The following is a 23,409-nucleotide window of genomic DNA, read 5'->3' as shown; positions in this document are numbered from 1 at the left end:
CAGGCCGAGGCGTGATAAGCGATAAAAAAGCCCACGCAAAATTGCGTGGGCTTTTTGTTGGTCGCTCAGTGTTCGCTGCCCAGTCTCGTGAGTGTCAGTACGCGAGCGAATCGCACACTGACGAGCGAGCTTACTTCTGCTTGAGCTTGGCGAATGCCGCAGCCATTGCGCCGCCGGCTTCCGGCTCACGCGAGCGCGGTTGCTGCGCGCCGCGTCCACCGCCGCCCGAGCGGCCGGCGCCGCCGCGATCCTGCTGGGCGCCGCCAGCGCTGCGCGGGGCCGCCGCCGCGCCGAACTCGTCGTCCAGACGCATGGTCAGCGCGATACGCTGGCGCTTCACGTCGACTTCAAGCACCTTCACCTTGACGATCTGGCCGGCTTTGACGACTTCGTGCGGGTCTTTGATGAACTTCGTCGACATCGCCGACACGTGCACCAGACCGTCCTGATGCACACCGATGTCGATGAACGCCCCGAAGGCCGCGACGTTCGTCACGACGCCTTCGAGCACCATGCCCGGCGTCAGATCGCTGACCTTCTCGACGCCTTCGCGGAAGGTCGCGGTCTTGAACTCGGGGCGCGGGTCGCGGCCCGGCTTTTCGAGTTCCAGCAGAATGTCGCGCACGGTCGGCAGGCCGAAACGTTCGTCGACGAATTCCGCCGGCGACAGGCCGCGCAGTGCGTCGCGATTGCCGAGCACTTCACCGACATGCTTGCTGATCTTCGCGAGCATCCGTTCGACGACCGGATACGCTTCCGGGTGCACCGACGAGCGGTCGAGCGGATTCTCGCCGTTGTTGATGCGTAAGAACCCGGCGGCCTGTTCGAACGTTTTGTCGCCGAGGCGCGGCACCTTGCGCAGATGTTCGCGAGACGGGAACGGGCCGTTCGCATCGCGATAGTCGACGATGTTGCGAGCCAACGTGGCATTCAGACCCGACACGCGCGCCAGCAGCGCGACCGATGCCGTATTGGCATCCACGCCGACTGCATTCACGCAATCCTCGACCACGGCATCCAGCGAGCGGGCCAGTTCGCGCTGATTCACGTCGTGCTGGTATTGGCCGACGCCAATGGCCTTCGGCTCGATTTTCACCAGTTCCGCGAGCGGATCTTGCAGGCGGCGTGCAATCGACACGGCGCCGCGCAGCGACACGTCCATGTCGGGGAATTCCTTCGCCGCGAGTTCGGAGGCCGAGTACACCGACGCGCCGGCTTCGGAGACGACGATCTTCTGCATCTTGAACTCCGGATGACGCGCGATCAGTTCGCTCGCGAGCTTGTCCGTTTCGCGCGATGCAGTGCCGTTGCCGATACTGATCAACTCAGCCTGGGTTTGCGCGCAGATGCGCGCGAGCTTGGCGAGCGAGCCGTCCCAGTCGCGGCGCGGCTCGTGCGGATAAATCACGTCGGTGGCGAGCACCTTGCCAGTCCGATCGACCACCGCGACTTTCACGCCGGTGCGCATGCCCGGATCGAGGCCGATCACGGCCTTCGGGCCTGCGGGAGCGGCCAGCAGCAGGTCTTTCAGATTGCGCGCGAACACGCGAATTGCTTCGTGCTCGGCTTCGTCGCGCAGATTGGTCAGCAGTTCGTTTTCGATGTGCGGCTGCACCTTCACGCGCCAGCACCAGCGGCACACGTCGGAGAGCCACTTGTCGGCCGGGCGGTTCTGATTGGCAATGCCGAAGTGGCGTGCAATCAGCGCTTCACCCGGATGCGGCACCTGCGCGTCGAGCTCTTCACCCAAGCCGAGCTTGACCATCAGCACGCCCGCATTGCGTCCGCGGAACAAGGCCAGCGCGCGATGCGACGGTACGGTTCTGATGGTTTCCGCATAGTCGTAATAGTCGCGGAATTTTTCTTCTTCCGCGTTTTCCTTGCCTTCGACCACTTTCGACGACAGCACGCCCTGATTGAACAGGTAATCGCGCAGCTTGCCGAGCAGATCGGCGGTTTCGCCGAACTGTTCGGAGAGAATGTCGCGCGCGCCGTCGAGCGCGGCCTTGACGTCGGCGACACCTTTCTCGGCGTCCACGTAGGCGGCGGCTTCGGTTTGCGGGTCGAGCAGGGGATTGGCCAGGAGCGCATCGGCGAGCGGCTGCAAGCCGGCCTCGCGGGCGATCTGCGCACGCGTGCGGCGCTTGGGCTTATAAGGGAGATACAGGTCTTCCAGCACCTGCTTGCTGTCGGCGCCTTCGATCGCGGTGCGTAGCTCGTCGGTAAGCTTGCCCTGTTCGTCGATGCTCGCGATGATCGACGCGCGCCGGTCTTCCAGCTCGCGCAGATACAGCAGGCGTTCCTCGAGGTTACGCAGCTGCGTGTCGTCGAGATTGTCGGTCACTTCCTTCCGGTAACGGGCGATGAACGGAACAGTCGCTCCTTCGTCGAGAAGTTGCACCGCGGCCGCGACCTGGCGCGGCTGGACGGACAGTTCGGCGGCGATGCGCTGTACGATCTTGAGTGCTACGGTTTCCGTCATAAGGTCTTGGTGTTCCTGCTGCTCAATCAAAGGCCGCGCGGTAACCGCACGTGAGGGCACGTGGCGCCACGCCTGGCGTGCGCGCTGCGACCAGGTTGCTGGAGCGGGGCATTTTGCCATAAATGCCAAAGGGCTCAACCGCAGGGTGATAGAATTTCGGGCATGTTCCGTTGACCCTCTACGACGTTGCCGATCTCCTTGTCCCTCAACCGCTTGGGCTCCCGCTTGGTCTCTCGCTTGTCACAACTGCCGCCGGCTTTATTGCGTTCGCCCCTCACCTCGCTGATATCGGCGGCGCGGTCCGTGTTCAAGTCCGTGCTTACGTCCCATGGGATGTATTTCGCCTCGTGTGCCTCGTGCGTCATGGCCGCTGCGCTGGCCATGTCGGCGCCGGCCGCGGCGCAGTCCGCAGTGCCGCTCGGCAGCAGTGCGGTGCGGCCCGCAGAGAGTTTCGCACCGGCCGCCGCGTCGGGTGCGCAGGCCGCGGGCACGACCGGCGCCATGCAGGCCGCCAATCCCGCGAACGCTGCGAGCGCGGACAATGCCGATAACGTGCAAGCGTCGGACAATGCATTCGACGCGCGGCAAAAAGTCCTCGATCAGCGTGGTGCGGAAAACAACTACCGCTACGCCGTAGCCGAGCACAACTGCTACAGCAAGTTCTTCGTCAACCACTGCCTGAACAAGGCGCGCGACGGTATGCGCTCGGTGCAGGCCGACATCCGCAAGGAACAGCTCGCGCTCGACGGTGAACAGCGCGTCCAGCATGCCCGCGAGCGTGATGAGCAGGCTGCGCTCAAGCGCGCGAGAGACGAAGCGAGCGCGCCCCAACGGGCCGCCGATGACGCGCGTAACGCGCAGGCATACGAGGACAAGCAGCGTCAACACCAGCTTGACCAGGCACAGCGCAAGGCCGAGGCGCCGCAGCGCAGCGCCAACGCACAAGCCTATCAGGACAAGCTGCGCCAGCATGCGCTGGATCAGGCGCAGCGCGGTATCAGCCCGTCGCAAGCCGCGGCCAACCAGCAGGCGTACGATCAGAAACAGGGCGACTTCCAGCGCAAGCTCGACGAGGCACGCCGGCAGGGCGCACAAAAGGCGCAGGAGCGCGTGCAGAAGCAGAAGAGCTTTGAGCAGAAGCAGGCCGACGCGGCGCAGCATAAAGCCGATGTCGAGGCGCGTCAGAAGCAGGCCGCCGAGAAAGCCGAGCAGAAACGTCAGGACCAGTTGAAACAGCAGCAGCAACTTGAAGAACAGCAAAAGCAGCAACAGCAACAACAACAACAGTAGCGGTGCTGTAGCAGGCTCGGTAGGGTTGTAGCGGGGCAGTCGTCGCCGTAACGCGTTTTAGGCCGGACAGCAATCTCAGGCACCGGGCTGCGCCACGCAGCCTGTGCCGCTTACGAGAGGAGGCGAGCATGCGCGATCAACATCACGTCATCACCACAGACACACTTCGCGACCGTATTCTGCAGCTGGAATCGGAGCATAGTGGGCTCGATCGCTTGATCGACCGAATGTCGGATGAGCTCGGCATCGACGACTTCGAGTTGCAGCGCCTGAAAAAGCGCAAACTCAAAGTCAAGGACACCATCATCTTGCTGCAATTGCAGCTCGAACCGGACGTACGCGCCTGAGTTCGCGGCCTGGCAGGCGCCGGGTCGTGCCATGCGCGCCGGACTTTGCAGGAAACGCTTGCTTTGAATTCATCGCTTGAAACTTCACCACGCGCCACGGTGGCCGACGACGCTCCGGCGGCCGGCGTTCCGGTGGCCGGCGCAGCGGCGCCACGTCCTAACGCGTCTGCGCTCTCCGCGTCGTTGAATCCACGCCGCGTGGCCGAACTGGACGATATTTTCGCCGACAACGGCCTGCTTGCCCGTCAGATCGACGGCTACCGCTCGCGTGCGTCGCAGATCGAGATGTCGCGCGCTGTCGCCGCGGCGATGGAAGCGTCGGGCCGCGCGATGCCCGAGCCCGCCATGTTCGAAGCGCAAAAGCGTCCGGCGCGGCGTCTCCCGTCGCCAGGCGGCGATGCTGCAGCCGAAGCGCCCGAAACCGACGGACCGAACGGTCTCGACGGCAGTGAAAACACGCTGATCGTGGAGGCGGGGACAGGCACCGGCAAGACTTATGCGTATCTCGTGCCGGCCATGCTGTGGGGCGGCAAGGTGATCGTCTCCACCGGCACCAAGCATTTGCAGGATCAGCTCTTTCAGCGCGACATTCCGACCGTGCGCGATGCGCTCGCCGTGCCGGTCACGGTGGCGATGCTCAAGGGCCGCGCGAACTATCTGTGCCATTACTATCTGCAGCGCACAGCGGATAACGGCCGTCTGCCGTCGCGCCAGGAAACCTCGTATCTGCAGGACATCGTCCGGTTCGCCAAGATCACGCGCACCGGGGACAAGGCAGAGCTCGCGAGTGTGCCGGAAACAGCCGCGGTGTGGTCGATGGTTACGTCGACGCGTGAAAACTGTCTTGGCCAGGAGTGCCCGCATCACAAGGAGTGCTTCGTGATGCAGGCGCGCCGCGAGGCGCAGCAGGCCGACATCGTGGTGGTCAATCACCATCTGTTTTTCGCCGACATCATGTTGCGCGATACCGGCATGGCTGAATTGCTGCCTACGGCCAACACCGTTATCTTCGACGAAGCGCATCAATTGCCGGAAACCGCGACGCTGTTTTTCGGCGAGACGCTCTCTACCACGCAATTCCTCGAGCTCGCCCGCGATTGTGTGGCTGAAGGTTTGGGACATGCGCGGGAATCGGTCGACTGGGTGAAGCTCGGCTCGACACTCGAACGCGCCGCGCGTGACGTGCGGCTTGCCTTTAAGGAAGACTCGGTGCGTCTGTCGATCGGCCAGCTGCCCGACGATCATCCGTTATTTCCCGCGCTCGAGACGCTCGAAGCCGAGCTCGACGCATTGGCTTCCGCGTTGGCCGGTCAGGCCGAGCGCGCCGAATCGCTCGGCGCGTGTTTGCGGCGCGCGCGCGAGTTGCAAGGCGTGCTCGCGGGCTGGACGACGCCGCCCACCGAGACCGAGCGCGCGACGGCGGACGCAGCCTCAGCGGACGTCAAGGCTGAGCGCGCCGATCCGAACGAAAAGGTGCGCTGGATTGAAGTCTTCGCGCACACGGTGCAGTTGCACGAAACACCGCTGTCGGTTGCTCCGATTTTCGCAAAGCAGCGCGCGGGCGTACCGCGCGCGTGGATCTTCACGTCGGCCACGTTGTCGGTGCGTGGCGACTTCTCGCACTATGCGGCGCAGATGGGCCTGAACGCAAAACGTTCGATGACGCTGCCCAGTCCCTTCGACTATCCGACACAAGGGCTGCTGTATGTGCCGCGCAATTTGCCGCAACCTTCATCGCCGATGTTTACCGACGCCGTGTTCGACGCTGCGTTGCCCGCGATCGAAGCATCGGGGGGCGGCGTGTTCATGTTGTGCACGACGTTGCGCGCAGTGGACCGCATCTCGGCCAAGTTGCGCGACACCATCGAAGCGCGCGGCTGGGACTATCCGCTGCTCGTGCAGGGCGACGCAAGCCGCACCGAGTTGCTCGATCGCTTCCGTGCGTACGGCAATGCAATTCTGGTGGGTAGTCAGAGCTTCTGGGAAGGGGTGGACGTACGTGGCGATGCGCTGTCGCTGGTGGTGATCGACAAGCTGCCGTTCGCGCCGCCCGATGACCCGGTCTTGTCGGCGCGCCTCGACGCGCTGACCAGGAAAGGGTTGAGCCCGTTCGCCGTCCATCAGTTGCCGCAGGCCGTCATTACGCTGAAGCAGGGCGCAGGCCGTCTGATTCGCGCTGAGACCGATCGCGGCGTGTTGATGATCTGCGACACGCGTCTCGTCGACAAACCGTATGGGCGCCGTATCTGGCAGAGCCTGCCACCGTTCAAACGCACGCGTGAGATCGAGGTAGTGCGCGAGTTCTTCGAAGAGCGCGCAACGCCGGCTCAATAAGTATGAGTGGATGCCGTTGTAAAAGCGGCTCCTGAATGACAAAACGCCACGGACGTGAATCCGTGGCGTTTTGCTTTACTGCCCGGGAAATCGAGGTGATTTCCCGATGCAGCTTTCGCCCGGAGGCGAACCCTATGCGACAGCTTACTGGCTTGCGCCCGAAGCCGGAGCAGCAGCCGAAGCAGCAGCGCCTGCGTCCGAAGCAGCGGTCGTAGCCGAAGCAGCAGCGTCGCTCGCAGCAGCAGCCGCACCCGATGCAGCAGCAGCCGAATCCGAAGCTGCAGCAGCCGGTGCCGAAGCAGCAGCTGCGTCGCTAGCCGGGGCAGCGGCTTGATCGTTGCTCTTGTTGCATGCAGCCAGTGCCACAGCTGCCAACAGGGATGCTACGAGGAGGGATTTCTTCATGATCACGTCCTTTTATGGTTAAAGGTAAGCAACAGCGCAAAATAATACCGGTAAATGTGCTCCAACACCGACCCGGGCCGCTGGTGGAGACGCTCTTTTTAACGAGCTGGAATCTTCCCTACGGCTTGGGCGGAAATTATATGCACTTTTGTACTGACAATCCATAAATCCGGGGTCAATACGTTGTCTTTCTCATACAAAATTTCACAGTACGGTATAACAAGCAGGCAGAGTTACGCAAGCTCGCCCACTTCTATCCAGCCCGCACAATACCACTCGTGCAGCAGTGCTGTCACCGATGAATCGTGCGAGAGTGTTACAAAGCGTTTCGCACTCATACAGCGGTAATTAGCGAGGTCAAACAGCCACTTTTTCGCGCCGTCAAACGATGTTTCCTCTCCATTTACGAAGAAAAAACGACGGTTGTACAACAAATTAGTCCTGCGGTCCAACCGAATGCCGGACTTCGACGCCTGGCTGATGAAACGGGCTTCATTAAGCGGCCGTTGCGGTGTATCGAAGACGACGCTTGGCTTCGGTTCGCTGAGATAAGTGCCCAGAAACGAAGCAATGTCCTGCTCATTCCATTTGACTCGAGCAAGGATCGCGCCAACTCTTTCGATCAATGCGTCTGGCAACTCTGCCGGACGATCGACGGCGGGTTGTTGTGGATCGCGGTAAAGCGCTTGGGGTCGTGCGGCCGACTCGCCGCGCTCGGCCAGATGGTAGAGGAATTGCGCGGTTAACTCGCCCGCCGAAGGTGCGCGAAAACCGATCGAACAGGTCATGCATTCGCCTTCTGCGACACCGTCATGGGCGATATGCGGCGGCAGGTACAACATGTCGCCGGGCTCGAGCAGCCATTCCTCTTCCGCTTCGAAATGCTGTAAAACTTTCAAAGGCAAGCCGGGCTGCAATGTCAAATCTTTCTGCGCCCCGATGCGCCAGCGGCGCTTACCTTTTACTTGCAAAAGAAACACATCGTAGGAATCAAAGTGGGGGCCCACGCCGCCGCCGTCGGTCGCATACGAAATCATCAGGTCATCGAGGCGCGCGTCCGGCACGAAGCGGAAGCGATCGAGCAAGGCCCGCGCGCGATCGTCGTGGAGGTCCACGCCTTGTACGAGCAGCGTCCATGCGCGCTGCTTCACCGACGGCAGTTCGTCCGGCGCGAACGGGCCGTGCTCCAGTTGCCATTTGTTGCGAAAGTGAGTGATCAGGCGCGCTTCGACCTCGTCCTGATCGACTAGCTCGAAAAACTCGTCGCGCGACAGCGGCGCCTCCACGTTCGGGATCGCCTGGCGGATCAGCAGCGGCTTCTTTTGCCAGTACCGGCGCATGAATTGCGACGGTGTCAGATTGCCGAGCAGCGGCGTGGGCGTGTCGGGAGAGGGCGGCAGGCGAGGGAGCGGCGGCTTTGAAGCCGGTGAAGAATTCCGTGCCGAAGCTGCATCGGCCGGGTGGTCAGTGGGCCGCTTGGGCATCGTATAATGTGAGTTGTATTCTGGAGAATCGAATGAAAATCGCAAAGAACACCGTCGTGTCGGTCGCTTACAAGCTGTCGGATGCGCAGGGCAATCTGATTGAAGAAAGCGACGAACCGATGGTCTATCTGCACGGCGGCTATGATGGCACGTTCCCCAAGATCGAGGAAGAGCTCGACGGCCATGAGGCCGGCTTCGAGACCCAGGTCCAGCTCGAGCCGCAAGACGCGTTCGGTGAGTACGATCCCGATCTCGTGAAGATCGAGCCGCGCGATCGCTTCCCGGAACCGCTTGAAGTCGGCATGCAATTCGAAGGCACGCCGGAAGAAGGCGACGAGGATCTCGATTCGCTCGTCTACGTCGTGACCGACGTAGCGGAAGACAAAGTCGTACTCGACGGCAACCATCCGCTCGCCGGCATGGCGCTGCGTTTTGCGCTGACCGTCAAGGACGTGCGTCCGGCAACTGAAGACGAAATCCAGCATGAGCATGCGCATGGCGCGGACGGTCTCGAAGTCCTCGATGAAGACGACGACGAAGCCGAAGACGACAAGTCAGGGCCCACGCTGCACTGAGCTTGCAGGTACACCGGGCGCGCTTGAAGGGCCCGGTCCATGCGGCAAAATGATCGGGCCTGGCGGCGGGGCGGACATAGCGGGCCCATACTCGCCGCCGCCTTCATCCGCAGGCCTGCGTTGCTGCTGATCCGGTGGTTGCTGATCTGGCTGTGACTGGCCGGGCGTCTGGAACAGCGGCGGCAACTCGGAAGCGGGCCCGAGCGCAGGCACGGCCGGCATCGACGCTGCCTGCTCTTCGCGCGGCGGCACAGGCGGTGCCGTGGGCATCGGCATTTGCCTTGGCACGTCGCGCACACTCACGCGGAACGGCGGTTTCCTGCCCAGATCTGCTTCAATCTGAATCCACTGGTTAAGACGATCATGCGGCGCAAGCGCGACGCGCGTGAGATTCGTCACCAGCATCCCCTTGTCATTCCGTAGCGGCTGATCGATCACGAAGCCGGCGCTCGCGCGTTCGTCGTCGCAATGAATCACGAGTACCGGTCCGCGAAAAATCTGCGCGAGTTTGACGAGGCTGCGTTTGAACTCCAGAAAACCGTCGCGGCGCGAGTTGCGTGTAAAGCGCAGCCATGCGAACCGGTCGGGCCGTTCGTAGCGCTCCGGATCAGGGTCGCCCTGAATGAACACGACTATCGCGCGCGCGTCGCGGCGTTTCGCGTATTCGGCGGCGTGTTCGAGCCAGAATGCATTGGCGATCACGCGATCTTCGAATTCGCCATTGCGGCCGCCGGCGGTCAGATAGTGATTATTCGGACTCGGCGCGTTCAGGCCGACGAACACGGTATCGCCAACTTGCCAGCGAATGTTTTCGCGATACGGACGAAAGCGCGACACTTCGCTCTCACGCGTCAACGCAATCGGGGCCTGTCCCATCGAGGCGGCGTCGGCGAACCATGTTTGACGCAACTGATCGAGTCGTTCGACAGGATCGAAGGCGCCGGCTTCAGCGGCGCCGCAGTCGGCCCAGTCATGCTGGCCCGGAATGAAAAAAAGGGCGCGCCGCGACGTGTCGAGGAGCGCGTGACGCCGTTCGTATAACGCGTCGCGGCAGGCTTCTTTCGCGCCCTTCAGATTGCCGTCATAGACGATGAACAACACTTCGCGCTCCCGGCTGATCGCTTCGATCAGGCGCTGCGTGGGTGCTTCGTCCGCTGGGCTTTGCATCGTGTTGGCAATGACCGCGAAGGCGTAGCGCGGCGCTTCGGCGCGTGCGAACGACACGAGCGGCACGAAGCTGCCCGTGATCATGACGGCAAAGGTCAGCGCCGCGCAAAATGTGCGCGGGCGCGGCGAAGGTCTGTGTGCGTCAATGATCTGCATCCGGCGCGGCGGCCAGCTCGTGTAATTCGTACAGCAGATCGAGCGCTTCGCGCGGCCGCAGATCGTTCGGATCGATCGCGCGCAGACGCTCGACGAGCGCCTGCATGGCCGGCGATGCCGCCGCCGTTTGCGGCTTGCCATCGCGTTCGTCGTCGGCGTCTTCGACCAGCATCGGCATGGGTGCTGCGAACAGATCGAGTTGCGGCGCGGGTTGTGCCGCCGATTGCTGTTCGAGATGCGCGAGATGCTTGCGCGCCGCGCGAATCACCGCGCTGGGAACACCGGCCAATTGCGCGACCTGCAGACCGTAACTCTGATTGGCCGGCCCTTCGCTGACCGCATGCAGGAACACGATGCCGTGCCCATGCTCGACCGCCGAGAGGTGCACATTGGCCGCGTGCGGAAACTCGGCCGGCAACTGCGTCAACTCGAAGTAGTGCGTGGCGAACAGCGTATGGCAGCCGTTGTGCGCAAGCAGATGCCGGGCGATGGCCCAGGCCAGCGCGAGGCCGTCGAAGGTCGACGTGCCGCGGCCAATTTCGTCCATCAAAACCAGACTTTGCGGTGTGGCGTCGTTCAGGATCGCTGCCGCTTCCGTCATCTCGACCATGAAGGTCGAACGGCCGCCGGCCAGATCGTCGGCCGCGCCGATGCGCGTGAAGATCCGGTCGATCGGCCCGAATGCCGCGCGCCGTGCCGGCACATAGCTGCCGACATAGGCAAGCAGCGCGATCAAGGCGGTCTGCCGCATGAAAGTCGATTTACCGCCCATGTTCGGGCCGGTGATCAGCAGCAGTTTGCGTTCGGGGGTGAGTGTGCAGTCATTGGCGATGAACTGCTCGACCTGCGCCTCGACGACCGGATGCCGACCCTGTTCGATTTCGATGCCGGTATCCGGCGAAAACGTGGGCGCGACCCAATCGAGCGCGCGGGCGCGTTCGGCGAAAGCCGCGAGCAGATCGAGCTCGGCGAGCGCCGCGGCGACCCGCTGACAGTCCGGGATAAATGGCAGCAGTGCTTGCAGCAACGCGTCGTAGAGCGAGCGTTCGCGGGCCAGCGCGCGGTCTTGCGCGGACAGCGCCTTGTCTTCGAAGGTTTTCAGTTCCGGCGTGATGTAGCGCTCGGCGTTTTTCAGCGTCTGACGGCGGCGATAGTCGTCCGGCACTTTGTCCGTCTGGCCGCGCGTGACTTCGATATAAAAGCCGTGCACCTTGTTGTACTCGACGCGCAGATTGCCGATGCCGGTGCGTGCCCGTTCGCGCGTTTCGAGGTCGATCAGGAACTGCCCGCAGTTCTCCGAAATATCGCGCAACTCATCGAGTTCCGCGTCGTAGCCGCGTGCGATCACGCCGCCGTCGCGCACCATGGCGGACGGCTCCTGCGCGACCGCACGCTTGAGCAGCTCGACGCACGCTTGCGGTGGTTCCAGCGACGCCTCGATGCGTGCCAGCGAATCCGCATTGGACGAAACGGCCGCGAGCTGCGTACGCAGCTCGGGCAATGCGATGAACGTATCGCGCAGGCTCGATAGATCGCGTGGCCGCGCCGACAGCAGCGCCAGACGCCCTGTAATTCGTTCGATATCGGAAATCTGCCGCAACGCGCCGCGTAGCGAATCGACGCTCGCGCCCGGCGGCGCGTCGAGCAACGCACCGATGGCTTGCTGACGTGCTTGAGCCACGGCGGCTTCACGCGGCGGATGATGCAGCCAGTGACGCAGCAGACGGCTGCCCATCGTCGTGCAGCAGGTGTCGAGCAGCGAGCATAGCGTGGGCGATTCAGTGCCGCGCAGCGTTTCCGTGAGTTCGAGATTGCGGCGCGTGGCAGGGTCGAGCCCGATATATTCGGATTCGTATTCGACTTTCAGACTACGCACGTGGCGCAGTTGCTGGCCTTGCGTGGCCGCCGCATACAGCAGCAACGCGCCGGCCGCGCCGCATGCCGCGGTCAGCGAATGCGCGCCAAAGCCGTCGAGGCCAGCCACTTCCAGCTGGTCGCACAGGCGCTGCGTGCCCGAAGCGATGTCGAAGTGCCAGACCGGTACGCGGGTGAGGGCGCCGGCGTTCACGGGCGGCGTCCAGTTCGCCGAATCGGCGCCGGTGTCGGCCACCAGAATTTCCGCGGGACGAATCCGTTCGAGCGCGGCGGCCACCTGGTCGGGTGCGACTTCGGCGAGACGCAACGCGCCGCTCGCCAGATTCAGCCACGCAAGCCCGACGCTGGTCGCAACGCCGCGGCGGTTGTGCGCGACGCACATGGCCAGCAGGAAGACGTCGCTCTTGTCGGACAGCAGCGCTGCATCTGTCAGCGTGCCCGGCGTCACCACACGCATCACCTTGCGCTCGACAGGGCCTTTCGACGTAGCCGGATCGCCGATCTGTTCGCAAATCGCGACGGATTCGCCAAGCTTCACCAGCTTGGCCAGATACTGTTCGACCGCGTGATGCGGCACGCCCGCCATCCTGATCGGATTGCCTCCCGACGCGCCGCGCTGCGTAAGCGTTAAATCGAGCAGGCGCGCGGCTTTTTCCGCATCGTCGAAAAAGAGCTCGTAGAAATCGCCCATCCGGTAGAACACCAGCGTGCCCGGATGATCCGCCTTGATGCGGAGATACTGCTGCATCATCGGCGTGTGTTGTGCGACGTCGTTGGCCGCTGCGGTTTGAATGCCCATCCTCGGTGTCTTTTTGCGTTAGCTGTTCAGGGCGTGAGTTTAACCTGCCGGCGTGGCGAGCGGACCCTGGCCGGACGGCCAATCGCCATGCACACCCCATGCCGCCGCGCAAACTCTTGAACTAGCTCACCCGAGCTCGCCGCGCGGCCATTGCATCTTCACTCCTCCATCAGCGCCCGCATATCCACCGTGCGCTCATTCACCGCGCTGCGCCGTTTGGCGAGCCACATCATGAACGTGATGAAACTGCCGAACACGACGATGATCCATTGGGCCGGCATCTTCGCCGTCAGCAGCAGCGCGTAGGCGCCGAGCATCAGCAGCACGGCCAGATTCTGGTTGAAATTCTGCACGGCGATGGAATGACCCGCGGTGAGCAGCGTTGCGCCGCGATGCTGGAGAATCGCGTTCATCGGCACGATGAAGAACCCGGACAGCGCGCCGAGCAGGATCATCAGCGGATAGGCGAGCAGGAGATAGATCGGCAGGACATACGAACCGATGCGAATGCCGGCGCCCGCCGGAAACAGGTCCTTGTTGTAGAACGCCACGGCGATCGCTACCGCGCCGGTGAGGATGCCGATCGGCAGCACGCGCAGCGAGCTGCGCAACGGAATCAGCGCGGCCGCGCCAGATGCGCCGACGGCGATGCCGAGCCCCGTGACGCCTTGCATCACCGCCGCCTTCGACAGCGACAGCCCGAGGTTGACGTTCGCCCATTTGAGCACCAGCAATTGCAGTGTGACCGCGCCGCCCCACATCAGCGTCGTGACCCATAGCGCGATCTGCGCGAGCTTGTCGGCCCACAGCACATTGAAACAGTGATAGAAGTCGCCGACCAGTTTCTGCGGCTCGGTGAGGCGGTTCGGATAACGCGCGCCCGTGTCCGGAATGAAGATGTTGATCGCCGCGGCGATCGCGTAAGTGACCATCACCGCGAACATCGCCAGATCGGCGGAGGAGCGGATCAGCGGCAAATGGGCATGCGCGACGAATTTATCGGCGAGCGTGCTGATCAGGGCGCCCCCGACCATCGTGCCGACAATGGTCGACAGAACGGTGGCCGATTCGAGCCACGCGTTCGCCTTGATGAGTTTTTCCGCGGGCAGGAGCTCGGTGAGAATGCCGTATTTGGCCGGCGAATACGCGGCGGCGCCGAACCCGACCACGCCGTACGCAATCATCGGATGGACGCCGGCGATCATCATCAGGCAACCGCTCGCCTTCAAGGCGTTGGAAACGAACATGACGTGCCGCTTTTGCATCGCATCGGCGAAAGCGCCGACAAACGGTGCGAGCAACACATAGGAGACGGTGAAGAAGATCTGCAGCATCGGCGTGACCCAGGCGGCCGAGCGGATCACCGATAGCAAGGCGATGGCGGCGATCAGCAGTGCATTGTCCGCAAGCGACGAAATGAACTGCGCCGCGATGATGGTGTAGAAGCCTTTTTTCATGAAGCAGATCGGAAACTGCGCGAAAGTCTGACGCGAAGCAGGACGCTGCGAAAACGCGCGAAACGCAGCCGGCGATCCAGCGTGCCGGCGCGGCTTCCCGCTTTGTAGCACGAACGCCCGCCCGATGCAGGCGGGCCAACAAAAAAGCGGCCGAAGCCGCTTTTTCTTTTTCCCGAGGCCGAAGCGGCCGAGCCGGCCGGATAGCGGCCCCGCGTCCGCAGACCTGAGACCTTAAGCCGATTGCTGGCGCGTACGGCTATAGCGCGACAGGATCGGGATCATCTGCGCGTAGACCTTCGGATTGCCCGCGACGATTTCGCCGATGTGGAGGAAGTCCGAGTCGCCCGTGTAATTGCCGACCAGACCGCCGGCTTCCGTGATCAGCAGGCTGCCCGCGGCGACGTCCCACGGATTCAGGCCCTGTTCGAAAAAGCCGTCCATACGGCCGGCAGCGACGTTTGCCAGATCGAGCGCGGCCGCGCCCGGACGGCGCAGGCCGGCGCAGGCTTCGGTCATTTCAGCGAACTGGCGGCCGTAAGCTTCGAGGCCGTCTTTTTCGCGGAACGGGAAGCCCGTGCCGATCAGGCCGTCAGCCAGGCGGTCACGCTTGGCGACACGGATGCGGCGATCGTTCAGGAACGCGCCGCGGCCGCGCGAAGCAGTGAACAGGTCGTTGCGGGTCGGATCGTAGATCACGGATTGCGTCACGATGCCCTTATGGGCGAGCGCGATCGACACGCAGTAATATGGGAAACCGTGGATGAAATTGGTGGTGCCGTCGAGCGGATCGATGATCCACTGATATTCGGACTCGTTGTCCGACTTGCCGGATTCTTCGGCGAGGATCGCGTGATCGGGGTAGGCGGTTTTGAGCGTATCGATGATCGCCGCTTCAGACGCTTTGTCGACCTCCGTGACGAAATCGTTGTGCTGTTTCTTGCTGACCTGGAGGAGATCGAGGTCGAGCGACGCGCGAGTGATGATCTGGGCTGCGCGGCGCGCGGCCTTCACAGCGATATTGAGCATGGGATGCATGAGACTGGATCCTTGTGCCGGGGCAGCACGGCTGCTTACCGGTAAATGAGCGCTGGATGAGCGCTAATTGAGCGCCATCAAAGATGGGCGCGGAAACAGCACGGAACGCACGTCCGATACAGGACCCGGTGCGCATTCCGCCGACGGAGACGAATTGAATAAGAACGAAGCGCCCATGCAAAGCCGGGCGCGAATATCGGTATTTTACCTGAGTCCGGGGCGCCGCGGCAGCGGTTGCTGCCTGGCGTGAGTTCTTCGCATCTGTTAATGCGGTTTTGCACGTGGGCGCCGTGCAATTCGGAGGCGGCGCGGGTTGGCGCTACCATACGCGTTCTTTAGCCTGGCGAATTCCATCGTGGAACACACTCACCATTCTTCCGATCCTGCCGTGGCCGACCTCCGCGGCGGTTTCACATCGACGCGCTTTGTGCTCGTCGAACCCAGCCATCCCGGCAACGTCGGCGCCGCGGCGCGTGCGCTGAAAACCATGGGGTTCTCGCGCCTCGTGCTGGTGTCGCCGCGCGTGCCGCATGTGCAGAGCGATCCGGAAGCCATCGCGATGGCGAGTGGTGCCGACGACGTGCTGGCGTCCGCGCACGTCGTGCCGACGCTCGCCGATGCGTTGAACGGCGTGCATTGGTCGATCGCGATGACCGCGCGGCTGCGCGAATATGGGCCGCCGCAATGGACGCCGCGTGCCGCGGCCGGTGTCGCGCGCGAGCAGGCGGCGCAGGGCGAGATCGCATTGGTGTTCGGCAACGAGCGCACCGGCTTGTCGAACGAGGACGTCGAGCGTTGCAGCGCGCTTGCGCATATTCCGGCCAATCCTGCCTATAGTTCGCTCAATCTGGCGCAGGCTGTGCAGGTGTTGGCGTATGAATTGCGCACGGCGTATTTGTCCGCTGATGACGCAATGGGCTCGGCGCCTGCATCGGTTCAAGCCGGCTCAGGGTTGGGCGAGCCGGTCGGCGCGCGAGCAGCGAGCGACGAAATCGAAAGCATGTACGCCCATCTGGAAAGCGCACTGGTCGCGCTCGAGTTTCTCGATCCGGCCAATCCGAAAAAACTGATGTCGCGGTTGCGGCGCCTGTTCGCGCGTTCGGGGCTGGAGCGGGAGGAAGTGAATATCGTGCGCGGCATCGCCAAGCACATTCTGCTGAAGACCCAACCACCGGGCGGCGACGCGTCTTAAGGGCCACGCCCCAATCGACGACCTTGCCGGCAGCGTGGGCTTCCGGCAGGTTTCGCGCAATCGCCCTACAATCGCTCCAAACGTTCTAAGCAAAGCTGCCGATCTGCTATGCGGCAAGCCATCCGCCGTGCGTGGTGTTTCACGCATGCGGGTTTTTCTCCCACGACACAGTCCCTGCCATGTTCACGAGACTTCGCGAAGACATCGCCACGATCCGCGAGCGCGATCCCGCCGCCCGCAGCGCCTGGGAAGTTCTGACGTGTTATCCGGGTCTGCACGCGCTCGTGCTGCACCGGCTCGCGCATGCCTGCTGGCAGGCTAAACGCCGTTGGCTCGCGCGTTTCATCTCGCAGATGGCGCGCTTCATCACGGGCATCGAAATCCATCCGGGTGCGACGTTGGGCCGCCGCGTGTTCATCGATCACGGCATGGGCGTGGTGATCGGCGAGACCGCGCAAATCGGCGACGACTGCACGATCTACCAGGGCGTGACGCTCGGCGGCACGTCCCTCACGCGCGGGGCGAAGCGGCATCCCACGCTTGAGCGAGGCGTGATCGTCGGCGCCGGGGCGAAGGTGCTCGGCGGTTTTACGATCGGCGCGGACGCGAAGATCGGCTCGAACGCAGTGGTCACGAAGCCAGTACCGGCACGTGGCACGGCGGTGGGTAATCCGGCACGGATCATCGTCCCGGCGGCGGCTGCCGTGGCTGCCGCTGAGGGTTCGGCCGCGGCCAATGCCGACTCCAGCGGTGCTTCGCGCGACGCAAAACGTACGGCCGAAAGCACCGCATTCTGTGCATATGGCATCACGCCGAATGCGGACGATCCGGTGTCGCTGGCGATTCATGGCCTGATCGATCACGCGGCCACGCAGGCGAAGCGCATCGACGAGATTGTCGGCGCGCTGGAGCGGCTGGGCACGAGTCTGGAAGGGCTGCAAGGCGCCGATGCGGCGCTGCTCGATCTGCGGCGCCTGTCGGCCGCGATCGCTGGAAAGGCGGAAGGGGCGGTGGCGGAGCGCTAATGTTTCGCGAGAATGCGTCCTGCGAGACACCCGCAACCGATGTTCGCACGCGGCACACACGGAGCGACATCGTCCTCCGGCGCTTGCCTTGGCGCCAATCAATCCAGCGGCAACGCCCGAATCCCTTCCGCGTCGACCCGCAGATAACCGCCACGGCGCTCGCCGTGGTCGAGATCCCAATCCGGCAACACCCAGCGCGTGCCGCCCGGTTCGCGATGCCGCGCCGGCCGATGCGTGTGCCCATGGATGATCGTGGCCGTTTTCGACGACTTGAATAACGCGGCGACGCCCTTCGGTGTCACGTCATACTTCGGTGAGACCGGCCGCGAACGGCCTTGCTCGCTTTTCGAACGCATGTTTTCCGCAAGCGCCTGACGCCAGCGAAACGGCCACGCGAGAAACAGCATCTGGGCGACACGGCTGCGCGCAAAGCGCCGGAAATATTGATAGCCGCGATCCGCGGTGCACAACCCGTCGCCGTGGGCGAGGGCAATACGCGTGCCGAAGGCCGTGATCACGAACGGATCGGGCAGCCAGATCGCGCCGGCCGCTTTCATGAAGCGCTTGCCCAGCAGAAAGTCGCGGTTGCCGTGCATGATGTAGAGCCCGATGCCGCGCTCCGACAACGTGTGCAGCAGCGCCGCCATACGCGCGACGAACGGCTCGACGAGCATGTCGTCGCCGATCCAGTACTCGAACAGGTCGCCGAGAATGAAAACCGAATCGGCCTGCTCGGCCGTGACGCGGATGAAGTGCTCGAACGCGGCGACCGTGCGCGGAATCGCCTCGCTCAGATGAATATCGGAGAGGAGAAAAAACGGGCGTGCGGCGTGCGGGCGTTTGCCCTCGCCAGGCACGCCCGCGGCGACGCTTCGCAGCGGCGTTTCTTGCAGCATTGAAGGTGCCTGATTTCAGTTCAAACGAGCCGACGTTCAGTCGACGATCACCGCTTTTTCGATCACGACGTCGTCGGCCGGCACGTCCTGATGGAAGCCCTTCGAACCCGTCTTGACCTTCTTGATCTTCTCGACGATGTCCATGCCTTCGACCACCTTGCCGAATACGGCGTAGCCCCAGCCCTGCGGCGTCGGCGACGAGTGGTTCAGGAAGTCGTTGTCGTTCACGTTGATGAAGAATTGCGCGGTCGCCGAATGCGGGTCGTTCGTGCGAGCCATCGCGACCGAGCCGTTGACATTCTTCAGGCCGTTGTTCGCTTCGTTGGTGATGGCTTCAGCTGTCGGCTTCTGCTTCATGCCGGGTTCGAAACCGCCGCCCTGGATCATGAAGCCGTCGATCACGCGATGGAACACGGTGTTGTCGTAGTGACCGGCCTTCACGTAGTTAAGGAAGTTCTCAACCGACTTCGGCGCCTTTTCAGCGTCCAGTTCGAGTTTGATGACGCCGTGGTTCGTATGCAGTTCAACCATGATGGAATCCTTTGATGAACGGGGTGGGTAAAAGGCGCGGCCGCTCGTCAGGTGAAATGCGATGACGACGGGCCGCGCCGGGGGCGTAGATTTAGCGCGTACGCATTCTTGTGCAGCCTGCTTTCGTGCTGTCTTTCCTGCTCTTACTTGCCGACAACCGTGGCCGACTCGATCACGATCGGCTTTTGCGGCACGTCGCTCATCGGGCCGCGCGTGGTGGTGGACGTACTTTCGATCTTCTTCACGACGTCCATGCCGCTCGTGACCTTGCCGAACACTGCGTAGCCGTTGCCGTCCGGATTCGGATAGTCGAGACCGGCGTTATCCACTGTGTTGATGAAGAACTGCGCGGTGGCCGAATTCGGATCGCTGGTGCGCGCCATCGCGAGCGTGCCGGCCGTGTTCTTCAGACCGTTACGGCTTTCGAGCGGAATCGGCGCGCGCGTGGGCTTCTCAGCAAAGCTCTGGGTATAGCCGCCGCCCTGAATCATGAAGCCGCGAATCACGCGGTGGAAAATCGTGCCGCTGTACTGGCCGGACTTCACGTAGTCGAGGAAGTTCGCGACCGACTTCGGCGCCTTCTCAGGAAACAACTCGACGCGGATGTCGCCTTCCGTGGTCTTGAGGAGGACGGACGGATGCGTGGCCTGCGAACCGGACTGGGCAAAGGCGGGGGCGTTTGCGATCAGGGCGGCGCTGCCGAGCGCCAACATCAACCATTTCATGAAGATCCTCGGGGTTGGAAAAAACGTGTTGCCGGAAATTCTGACGGCCTTATCTCGACGGCGCCATGTAGGGCGGCATGGCGAGCGAGCCATTCGAGCCGCCGTACTGGAAGCTCGGCGTCTGCGTCATGTTCGAGGTGGCGCGCGTGGTGTAGTCGTCAGGCGTGACGGCCGCTTTCTTCGCCGGCGCTTTGGTCCTGGGCGGCGAGACGATCTTCTGGATGTCCGCGAGGCGCTGCGAGGTCGTGGCGCTCGCGTTGCCGAGGCTCTGCGCGCGACGGTAGGCTTCGTTCGCCATGCGCAGATACAGGTCGCCGAGATTTTCGTACGCGAGGCCGTAGCCCGGATTCACCTTGGTCGCCGTTTCCAGCGCCGCGCGTGCTTCGGCATAACGGCCGTGCTTCGCATAGAGCGCCGCCAGGTTGTTATACGGCTCGGGCAGCTCGGGATACGTTTGCGTGAGTTCGGTGAACGCGGCGATCGCCTCGTCGTCGCGATTCAGATGGGCCAGCACCGCGCCGCGCTTGAACTTCGCCTGCGCGTCACGCGGATTCGAGGCGATGCGCGCGTCGAGCTGGGTGAGCGAGGCTTCCCAGTTCTTCTGCGCAATCGACGCGTCGATCTCCGGCGTATTGTCGCGCACGGCGGGGCCTGACGGTATCGTGGCGGTTTTCTGCGCGTACGCGGCAGTGCCCGGCAAGACCGTGAGGGCGACGGCGCAGAATGCCGTCGCGGCGAGGGTCGCAGCGCTGCGCGCGCGGCCGCTGGAAGGTTTCATAGGCTCAGGTCTGGATGTTATACTCCGACCCATTCTAACAAAAGGTCTGCGCGTTCCGTCGAACCGCAAACTGTCTTTTCGCCACTCGTGGTCGTCTCCGCCTTGATCGCAGCCTGACCGCCGCACCAGGTGCACCGGTTTGCTGCTGTGCGTGTTGTAGTACAAAGCGGCAGTACAGAACGCACCCGCCGTCTTCTCGCGGGGCGCCTCATGCACGAAACAGCACGAAACACATTGCGGATTTCTTTCGGCCCACGCACCGTTCTCTATGGAATCACTGCGCATCTACAACACGCTCGCGCGTGACAAGCAAACTTTCGTGCCGATGCAAGATGGCGTCGTGCGGATGTACGTCTGCGGGATGACCGTGTACGACTATTGTCACGTCGGTCATGCGCGGGTGATGGTCGTGTTCGACATCGTGCAGCGGTGGTTGCGCACGCTCGGTTACGACGTGACCTACGTGCGCAATATCACGGATATTGACGACAAGATCATCCGGCGCGCGGTCGAGAACGGCGAAACGATCAAATCGCTGACCGATCGCTTCATCAAGGCGTTGCATGAAGACGCGGACGCGCTCGGCATCGAGCGGCCCGATCTGGAGCCGCGCGCCACCGATTTCATTCCGCAGATGCTCGGCATGATCGAGACGCTCGAGGCGAACGGCTACGCGTATCAGGCGAGCGACGGCGACGTGAACTACGCGGTGCGCAGGTTCGCGGGCTACGGCAAGCTGTCGGGCAAGTCGCTTGAAGATCTACGGGCGGGCGAACGCGTCGCCGCCAACGACGCGAAGCAGGACCCGCTCGACTTCGTGCTGTGGAAACAGGCGAAGCCGGACGAACCCGCCGACACCGGCTGGGAGTCCCGATATGGGCGCGGCCGGCCCGGCTGGCATATCGAATGCTCGGCCATGGGTTGCACGTTGCTCGGCAATCAGTTCGACATTCACGGCGGCGGTCAGGACCTGCAGTTTCCGCACCATGAGAACGAGATCGCGCAGAGCGAAGCTGCGACCGGACAAACGTTCGTCAATTACTGGATGCACAACGGCTACGTGCAGATCGACAATGAGAAGATGTCGAAGTCGTTGAACAACTTCTTTACGATCCGGGAAGTATTGGCGCAGTACGATGCCGAAGTCGTGCGGTTTTTTATCGCGCGCGCGCATTACCGTTCGCCGTTGAATTACAGCGACGTGCATATCGACGACGCCCGCAACGCGCTGGCACGGTTGTACACCGCGCTAAAAGACGTCGCGCCGGACGGTGTGGAGATCGACTGGAACGAAGCGCACGCGCAACGTTTCCAGGCAGCAATGAACGACGACTTCAACACGCCGGTTGCAGTGTCGGTGTTGTTCGAGTTGGCAACTGAAGTGAACCGCACGCGCGACCCCGCGCTGGCTCGTCAATTGCGCTCGCTCGCGCAGGTGATCGGGCTGCTCGGCCGCGAGCCGCGTGCATACCTGCAGCAGGCTGCGGGCGCCGCCGCGGAAGGCGCGCTCGAAGTTGCCGCGATCGAGGCGAAGATCGCCGCGCGCGTGGCCGCCAAGCAGGCGAAGGACTATGCGGCAGCAGACCGGATCCGGGCGGAATTGCTCGAGGCCGGCGTTGCACTTGAAGACAAACCCGGCGGGTTGACCGAGTGGCGGCGCGTGTGAGCGCACCTCGTACTTCCCTTTGATCGACTCGCCAGGCAGGAGGCAGGATGGCAACGGCCACGAAGACGCCGGCTAAACGCGCTACGTCTCAAACAAACGCGGCAGCCGCGGCAAAGTCGACACGAACGTCGGCTCGCACGGGTAGCGGCGCGGTAAAGAAGGCATCGTCGAAAGCCGTCGGGGTGGCGGCAAAGACCGGCACGAGCGCGGCGGCGGGTGCCGCGAAAAAGGCCGCGGTCAAGCGCGCGCTGAACGGCGCTTCGGCGCCCGTGTCCGCTTCGCCGCGCGCTAAAGCGTCGCGGGCGCCGCGCGCAAAAAGCAATGGCGCATTGCCCGCCGAACTCGCTGGCGACGTGCAGGCGCTCGCGCGCGACACGCACGAAGGTGAAGTGGTGCGCAAGACGCGCGCGTCCGCAAGTGCGGGCGGCGAAGCCGCGAGCGATGTCGAAGTCGCGGTGCCGGTTCAGATCGGTGGCCTCACGCCTGAGGTCACGCGCCCGGCGTATTGGGACAAGGCATGTGCGGATCTCGTCAAGCGCGACCGCATTCTGAAGAAACTGATTCCGAAATTCGGCCCGGTGCATCTGCTGAGCCGCGGCGATCCGTTTGTCACGCTTGCGCGTTCGGTGGTCGGGCAGCAGATTTCGGTGGCGTCCGCGCAGGCGGTCTGGGCGAAAGTCGAGGCAGCGTGCCCGAAACTCGTGCCGCAGCAGTTCATCAAGCTCGGTCAGGACAAACTCACCGCGTGTGGGTTGTCCAGGCGCAAGGCGGAATACGTGCTTGATCTCGCGCAGCACTTTGTTTCTGGCGCGTTGCACGTCGGCAAGTGGACCTCGATGGAAGACGAGGCGGTCATCGCCGAACTCACGCAGATCCGCGGCATCGGCCGCTGGACCGCGGAAATGTTCCTGATCTTCAATCTGTCGCGTCCGGACGTGCTGCCGCTCGACGATCTGGGGCTGATCCGCGCGATCAGCGTCAATTACTTTAGCGGCGAACCGGTTACGCGCAGCGAAGCGCGTGAGGTCGCGGCAAACTGGGAACCGTGGCGCACTGTTGCGACCTGGTATATGTGGCGTAGTCTCGATCCGTTGCCGGTCGACTACTGAAGAACCAGAAGCGATACCATCTCAATAAACTATCAATTTACTGAATTCGATAGTTGCGAGGGGGTTTTGACATCGGCGCGC

Annotated in this window: 18 protein-coding genes and 1 pseudogene; 8 read left to right on the top strand and 11 right to left on the bottom strand. The window is 63.1% G+C overall.

Annotation, left to right across the window (positions count from 1 at the left end):
• Nucleotides 1–130: 130 nt before the first annotated feature.
• Nucleotides 131–2,482 carry a Tex family protein gene (locus tag ACAX43_RS08975; protein WP_370708034.1) on the bottom strand — a complete coding sequence of 784 codons (2,352 nt, stop codon included), beginning with the start codon at nt 2,480–2,482 and terminating at the stop codon, nt 131–133.
• 303 nt (nt 2,483–2,785) lie between these two features.
• Between ACAX43_RS08975 and ACAX43_RS08970 the strand changes: the two genes are divergently transcribed.
• The 3 genes from ACAX43_RS08970 (at nt 2,786) to ACAX43_RS08960 (ending at nt 6,453) form a co-directional block, all read left to right on the top strand.
• Complete coding sequence (locus tag ACAX43_RS08970; protein WP_370708033.1) at nt 2,786–3,772, top strand: hypothetical protein; 987 nt, start codon at nt 2,786–2,788, stop codon at nt 3,770–3,772.
• A gap of 128 nt (nt 3,773–3,900) precedes the next feature.
• Nucleotides 3,901–4,119: a DUF465 domain-containing protein gene (locus ACAX43_RS08965; RefSeq protein WP_370708032.1), complete on the top strand. Its 219-nt coding sequence runs from the start codon at nt 3,901–3,903 to the stop codon at nt 4,117–4,119.
• A gap of 63 nt (nt 4,120–4,182) precedes the next feature.
• Nucleotides 4,183–6,453, top strand: a complete 2,271-nt coding sequence (locus tag ACAX43_RS08960; protein WP_370708031.1) for an ATP-dependent DNA helicase — start codon at nt 4,183–4,185, stop codon at nt 6,451–6,453.
• Nucleotides 6,454–6,597: 144 nt separating this feature from the next.
• Here the strand turns inward: ACAX43_RS08960 and ACAX43_RS08955 are convergent, their stop codons facing one another.
• Together ACAX43_RS08955 and ACAX43_RS08950 are read right to left on the bottom strand one after the other, a co-directional pair.
• A complete protein-coding gene (locus tag ACAX43_RS08955) occupies nt 6,598–6,858 on the bottom strand; it encodes a hypothetical protein (RefSeq protein ID WP_093633513.1) in 261 nt (86 codons plus the stop codon).
• Nucleotides 6,859–7,091: 233 nt separating this feature from the next.
• Complete coding sequence (locus tag ACAX43_RS08950; RefSeq protein ID WP_370708030.1) at nt 7,092–8,342, bottom strand: JmjC domain-containing protein; 1,251 nt, start codon at nt 8,340–8,342, stop codon at nt 7,092–7,094.
• 32 nt (nt 8,343–8,374) lie between these two features.
• On the opposite strand from ACAX43_RS08950, the gene ACAX43_RS08945 reads away from it, so the two are divergent.
• The gene (locus tag ACAX43_RS08945) at nt 8,375–8,917 is read left to right on the top strand and encodes a peptidylprolyl isomerase (RefSeq protein ID WP_370708029.1); all 543 of its coding nucleotides are present in this window, start codon (nt 8,375–8,377) and stop codon (nt 8,915–8,917) included.
• Here the strand turns inward: ACAX43_RS08945 and ACAX43_RS08940 are convergent.
• From ACAX43_RS08940 to ACAX43_RS08925, 4 genes and pseudogenes are all read right to left on the bottom strand, one after another.
• Nucleotides 8,897–10,240 (bottom strand): hypothetical protein, encoded by a 1,344-nt coding sequence (locus ACAX43_RS08940; protein WP_370708028.1) that lies wholly within the window; start codon nt 10,238–10,240, stop codon nt 8,897–8,899. The genes ACAX43_RS08945 and ACAX43_RS08940 overlap by 21 nt on opposite strands.
• A complete protein-coding gene (gene mutS / locus ACAX43_RS08935; RefSeq protein WP_370708027.1) occupies nt 10,227–12,914 on the bottom strand; it encodes a DNA mismatch repair protein MutS in 2,688 nt (895 codons plus the stop codon). Before mutS ends, ACAX43_RS08940 begins: the two co-directional genes overlap by 14 nt.
• Nucleotides 12,915–13,072: 158 nt before the next feature.
• Nucleotides 13,073–14,506 (bottom strand): annotated as a pseudogene (gene lplT / locus ACAX43_RS08930) (lysophospholipid transporter LplT); the annotation flags it as partial.
• A 96-nt stretch (nt 14,507–14,602) separates the two neighbouring features.
• A complete protein-coding gene (locus ACAX43_RS08925; protein WP_370708026.1) occupies nt 14,603–15,406 on the bottom strand; it encodes an inositol monophosphatase family protein in 804 nt (267 codons plus the stop codon).
• Between the two features lie 355 nt (nt 15,407–15,761).
• Between ACAX43_RS08925 and ACAX43_RS08920 the strand changes: the two genes are divergently transcribed.
• Both ACAX43_RS08920 and cysE read left to right on the top strand, forming a co-directional pair.
• A complete protein-coding gene (locus ACAX43_RS08920; RefSeq protein WP_370708025.1) occupies nt 15,762–16,598 on the top strand; it encodes an RNA methyltransferase in 837 nt (278 codons plus the stop codon).
• Nucleotides 16,599–16,777: 179 nt separating this feature from the next.
• Nucleotides 16,778–17,623 (top strand): serine O-acetyltransferase, encoded by an 846-nt coding sequence (cysE, locus tag ACAX43_RS08915; protein WP_370708024.1) that lies wholly within the window; start codon nt 16,778–16,780, stop codon nt 17,621–17,623.
• Between the two features lie 98 nt (nt 17,624–17,721).
• Here the strand turns inward: cysE and ACAX43_RS08910 are convergent, their stop codons facing one another.
• The 4 genes from ACAX43_RS08910 to ACAX43_RS08895 form a co-directional block, all read right to left on the bottom strand.
• Nucleotides 17,722–18,519: a UDP-2,3-diacylglucosamine diphosphatase gene (locus ACAX43_RS08910; RefSeq protein ID WP_370708023.1), complete on the bottom strand. Its 798-nt coding sequence runs from the start codon at nt 18,517–18,519 to the stop codon at nt 17,722–17,724.
• Nucleotides 18,520–18,555: 36 nt separating this feature from the next.
• The gene (locus ACAX43_RS08905; RefSeq protein ID WP_370708022.1) at nt 18,556–19,050 is read right to left on the bottom strand and encodes a peptidylprolyl isomerase; all 495 of its coding nucleotides are present in this window, start codon (nt 19,048–19,050) and stop codon (nt 18,556–18,558) included.
• A 143-nt stretch (nt 19,051–19,193) separates the two neighbouring features.
• Nucleotides 19,194–19,775: a peptidylprolyl isomerase gene (locus ACAX43_RS08900; RefSeq protein ID WP_370708021.1), complete on the bottom strand. Its 582-nt coding sequence runs from the start codon at nt 19,773–19,775 to the stop codon at nt 19,194–19,196.
• Nucleotides 19,776–19,824: 49 nt separating this feature from the next.
• Nucleotides 19,825–20,553 (bottom strand): tetratricopeptide repeat protein, encoded by a 729-nt coding sequence (locus ACAX43_RS08895; protein WP_370708020.1) that lies wholly within the window; start codon nt 20,551–20,553, stop codon nt 19,825–19,827.
• Between the two features lie 268 nt (nt 20,554–20,821).
• Between ACAX43_RS08895 and cysS the strand changes: the two genes are divergently transcribed.
• Nucleotides 20,822–22,219, top strand: a complete 1,398-nt coding sequence (gene cysS, locus ACAX43_RS08890) for a cysteine--tRNA ligase (RefSeq protein ID WP_370708019.1) — start codon at nt 20,822–20,824, stop codon at nt 22,217–22,219.
• Between the two features lie 47 nt (nt 22,220–22,266).
• The gene (locus tag ACAX43_RS08885) at nt 22,267–23,328 is read left to right on the top strand and encodes a DNA repair protein (RefSeq protein ID WP_370708018.1); all 1,062 of its coding nucleotides are present in this window, start codon (nt 22,267–22,269) and stop codon (nt 23,326–23,328) included.
• Nucleotides 23,329–23,409 lie beyond the last annotated feature (81 nt).

It is taken from the genome of Paraburkholderia sp. IW21, assembly GCF_041321145.1.
Taxonomy (GTDB): domain Bacteria; phylum Pseudomonadota; class Gammaproteobacteria; order Burkholderiales; family Burkholderiaceae; genus Paraburkholderia.
The sequence above is the reverse complement of the archived record's forward strand: the minus strand, read 5'-3'. Positions and strand labels throughout refer to the sequence as shown.